Source organism: Streptomyces sp. NPDC058000 (assembly GCF_042886435.1).
Taxonomy (GTDB): domain Bacteria; phylum Actinomycetota; class Actinomycetes; order Streptomycetales; family Streptomycetaceae; genus Streptomyces.
On record NZ_JBHVQS010000129.1, the window covers coordinates 1 to 3,674 of the forward strand.

3 protein-coding genes and 1 pseudogene are annotated in these 3,674 nt (G+C 60.9%); 3 read left to right on the forward strand and 1 reads right to left on the reverse strand.

Features of this window, described 5'->3' with window-relative positions; all coding sequences use genetic code 11:
• Both ACFVT2_RS43240 and ACFVT2_RS43245 read left to right on the forward strand, forming a co-directional pair.
• A pseudogene (locus ACFVT2_RS43240) lies at positions 1–366 on the forward strand (hypothetical protein); the annotation flags it as partial.
• A gap of 98 nt (positions 367–464) precedes the next feature.
• Complete coding sequence (locus tag ACFVT2_RS43245; RefSeq protein ID WP_390027975.1) at positions 465–1,919, forward strand: replication initiation protein; 1,455 nt, start codon at positions 465–467, stop codon at positions 1,917–1,919.
• A 458-nt stretch (positions 1,920–2,377) separates the two neighbouring features.
• On the opposite strand, the gene ACFVT2_RS43250 is transcribed toward ACFVT2_RS43245, so the two are convergent.
• Positions 2,378–2,656, reverse strand: coding sequence for a ribbon-helix-helix protein, CopG family (locus tag ACFVT2_RS43250; protein WP_290280303.1), 279 nt, complete (start codon positions 2,654–2,656; stop codon positions 2,378–2,380).
• A 700-nt stretch (positions 2,657–3,356) separates the two neighbouring features.
• On the opposite strand from ACFVT2_RS43250, the gene ACFVT2_RS43255 reads away from it, so the two are divergent.
• Positions 3,357–3,632 (forward strand): hypothetical protein, encoded by a 276-nt coding sequence (locus ACFVT2_RS43255; RefSeq protein WP_290280305.1) that lies wholly within the window; start codon positions 3,357–3,359, stop codon positions 3,630–3,632.
• Positions 3,633–3,674: the final 42 nt, after the last annotated feature.

Here is a 3,674-nt window from a genome sequence, read left to right on the forward strand (position 1 = left end):
GGGGAAATCCCGCCACGGCCTGACCCACGCGGACGCAGGGCAAAGTATTGCTCGGATGCTTGTCGGGCGGCAGCGAGCCGCGAACGCGCGCGCCAGCGCCACGCCCAGGAGGTCGAAGCCGCACGTCTCCAGGCCGCACTCGATCTGAAAACCCCGCAAGAAACCTTGGCCGAGATCGTCCAGGAGCTGGAGGCCACCACCCGGATCATCCGCGATCGAGGGGACGTGCCAGCCTCGCTGCGCCCGCTGGTTAATGCCGCATCCGCCCTGGTGAACGCGGCTCAACAAGGCGCTGCCCCGGCATCGTCTTCCAATCGGAAAACCCGTCGAGCAGTTAAACGCTCCTTCGCTCCCAAGACACGATAAGCTGCACCAATACCTGAAAAATGTTGAACGCCCCGACAGCTGTAACTGTCGAGGCGTCGGCTAACCCCCAGTCATCAGCTGGGAGAAAGCACTCAAAAATGACCTTAGCGGATTCGCCAGGCACATACACAGCAGATGCGTGGAATTACTCCACGGATCTGTTCGACACCCACCCTGAGCTGGCTTTACGCTCCCGGGGTTGGAACCACCAAGACGCCACCGAGTTCCTGGCCCATTTAGATCGCAGCATGTTTCACGGGTGCCCCACCCGGGACTTCTCCGCGGCCTGGGTCAAAGACCCCGAGACCGGAGAAACCCGCCCCAAGCTGCACCGAGTCGGCACCCGGTCGCTTTCCCGGTGCCAGTACGTCGCCCTGACCCACCCGCAGCGCTCAGCGGTGCTGGTCTTAGACATCGACATCCCCAGCCACCAGGCCGGCGGGAACATCGAGCACCTTCACCCGCAGGTCTACGCCACCTTGGAGCGCTGGGCACTGGTGGAGAAAGCGCCGGCCTGGATCGGGGTGAACCCGTTGTCGGGAAAGTGCCAGCTCATCTGGTGCATTGACCCGGTGTTCGCCGCCGAGGGCACCACCAGTCCGAACACCCGCCTGCTAGCGGCCACCACCGAGGAAATGACCCGTGTGTTCGGCGCTGACCAGGCATTTTCCCACCGGTTGAGCCGGTGGCCGCTGCATGTCTCTGATGATCCGACCGCGTACTCCTGGCACTGCCAGCACAATCGAGTCGATACGCTTGCTGAGCTGATGGAGGTAGCCCGCACGATGACCGGATCAAAAAAGCCAGATAGCACTGCTCACCAGGAGTTTTCCAGCGGTCGGGCACGGATCGAAGCCGCGAGGAAAGCCACCGCAGAGGCCAAAGCGCTTGGCGCGGACGACGCCACGCTGCCTACGGCGCTGGAGGCAGCAGGTGATCTCATTGACGGGGTGCGGGTGTTGTGGGCCGCAGAGGGGCGTGCAGCGCGTGATGAGACGGCGTTTCGCCATGCGTTGACCGTGGGGTATCAGCTTAAAGCCGCAGGTGAACGCCTGAAAGACACCAAGATCATCGATGCGTATGAGCGTGCCTACAACGTCGCCCAGGCGGTGGGGGCTGATGGGCGTGAGCCGGATCTGCCTGCCATGCGTGATCGTCAGACGATGGCCCGTCGTGTGCGCGCCTACGTCGCTAAAGGCCAGCCCACGGTGAGCGCCAGGAGCACACAGACCCAGAGCAGCCGGGGCAGGAAAGCCCTGGCCACCATGGGACGCAGAGGCGCAGCCACCTCGAATGCACGCAGATGGGCGGACCCAGAAAGCGACTACGCTCGCCAGACTCGGGAGCGTTTAGCCCGAGCAAACGAGCTACGTACATTCAGCACAGACGAGAACAAAGGCCGGGTCCTGGCTTACGTTTCCGAGTGCAAGCGCCACGGTTATGACCCCACAAGCAAAGAAGTCGCAACGGAGCTAGGCCTGTCAGTGAGGCGCGTCAATGAGCTGAGAAAAGCTCTAGGAATCTCCCGGATACGTGGCCGACCAAGTGCCTGAAAATTAATTGGCGGAGCCGTCAGCAGATAACGGTTCCCACCCCGTAGGGGTAGCGGTCGGTCCCTGAAGCTCTACTCATCTTCTTCCTTGCGTATGAACTTTCTCCATGAACTCACCGTTCGCTCTGGGTCTGCAACGAACGCTCCCAGGAACCCACTCAGGGTTGCAACTGCTACTCCAGCTACTGCCTCAAATAAATAACTCATAGCGGGAGTCTGACTTAAAGTGCCTGGCGGTCAGGGCGGACAGCTGCAACTGTGGAACTCTCCGCCACTGACGGCTGGCTACTCGTCCTCGTCCCTGCGGAGGAACGCTCGCCACGATTCAATCGTTCGCTCTGGGTCAGCCCAGAGGCTACCCAAGAATCCGCCCGCGCCAGCCAGTAAAAGATCACTTACTGCTTCTAAAAACATCATGGCTGGAGCGTCTAACAAACAGACCGTTGTTTAACTTTTCCCTCAGTCAGACTTCCGGAGCTTGCTGGCTTCGTCCATCAGCTGCTGGGTGATCTCCTCGAACGCATCCTTGATCGCTAGCTCCTCGAAATCGGCGGCAGCTTGCTCCCAGTGGATCCGTTCCAGCTCCGGCAGCGCCGCCCACAGCGCCATGCGGAGATAGGTTCCACGTGATCGCTTGGTGCGCTCGGCGAGCGCGTCCAGGCGCTCGATCAGCTCCGGCTCTAGGCGCACGGAGACCACGGGGCCGCGTCCGGCGGGGTTCTTCTGGTTGGTGGCCATGAAAAGTTTCCTCTCGCTTCGGTAGGTGTAAACAATGTTTACACCGTGTCGGGGAGAGGGGTTTTTATTTTTCTCCCGGCGACTTTCGAGACGGGTCATGCCGTAAGCGAGGCGCGTGGCCACACCGCGCTCGGCGACGCAGGTGTCACTTGCTCCCCGCCCGTCAGTCGGGAAGGGGGCGCGCATAGCGCCCAGGAGCGCCGTAGGGCGCTTGAGACGGTTCGTGTGGGGACTTGGTCGCCTCCCGGGGCTTTAATCGCTTAAAAACGCGCACAGCGCATTTCTTGCCACGGGCTAGCGCGTGACCGCTGCGCGCTCACTTGCTCAGGAAGGAAAATCATCCATCGCCTAAAGCGCTTCGCGCGCTCGCCCTCTCCGAGGGGAAAACTAACCACACACCTCATGCACTAAAGTGCTGCTTCGCAGGTCAGCGCGTTTTAGCGTGCAAAAATAGTGCGGAAAACGGCGAAAACGGGGGCGCGACAATCCCCTCAGCGGCTCCCCAAAATTCACATCTTCATATTTGCTACCGGCTGATGTCTTTCCCGACAAGGGGCCCCGCGAGGGCGCAGGTTGAGCCACTTTTGCGTCCCGGAGATCCTTCTAGGGCGCATTCGAGATGCGCTGCGTGACGCGCTTCGGCGGAGTGGAAGTGGTCGAAAGTCCGACATTTATAACGAACGTTCGTTATAATGGGGGCATGACTCACGGACCTTTGACCTCAGAAACCGGCGCAATCCTGAACGATCTTGGCGCAGCAGACCCTCTGGACGTGGCTATCCGGGCACGGGAGAGTGCGCATGTTCTCTCTCAAGTCGTGGAGTTTTTAGAGCAGATCGGCCGGTCTGGGGATAGCGATTTAGACGCGGTGCATGAGCGTGATTGGCAGCTCGATGCAGACACGTTGACCTTCATTGCCCAGACGTTGGAGGGGCTGGCAGACCAGGCCGAGGCGAAGGATGCCGTGAACGAATGACGGATACGTGTGCCCAATGCGGGGGGAAAATCCCGCCCCGGC

What these genes read in the sequence shown, in the direction of transcription:
- ACFVT2_RS43245 (WP_390027975.1), top strand. Translation starts at nt 465, where the DNA reads ATGACCTTAGCGGATTCGCCAGGCACATACACAGCAGATGCGTGGAAT.
- ACFVT2_RS43250 (WP_290280303.1), bottom strand. Translation starts at nt 2,656, where the DNA reads ATGGCCACCAACCAGAAGAACCCCGCCGGACGCGGCCCCGTGGTCTCC.
- ACFVT2_RS43255 (WP_290280305.1), top strand. Translation starts at nt 3,357, where the DNA reads ATGACTCACGGACCTTTGACCTCAGAAACCGGCGCAATCCTGAACGAT.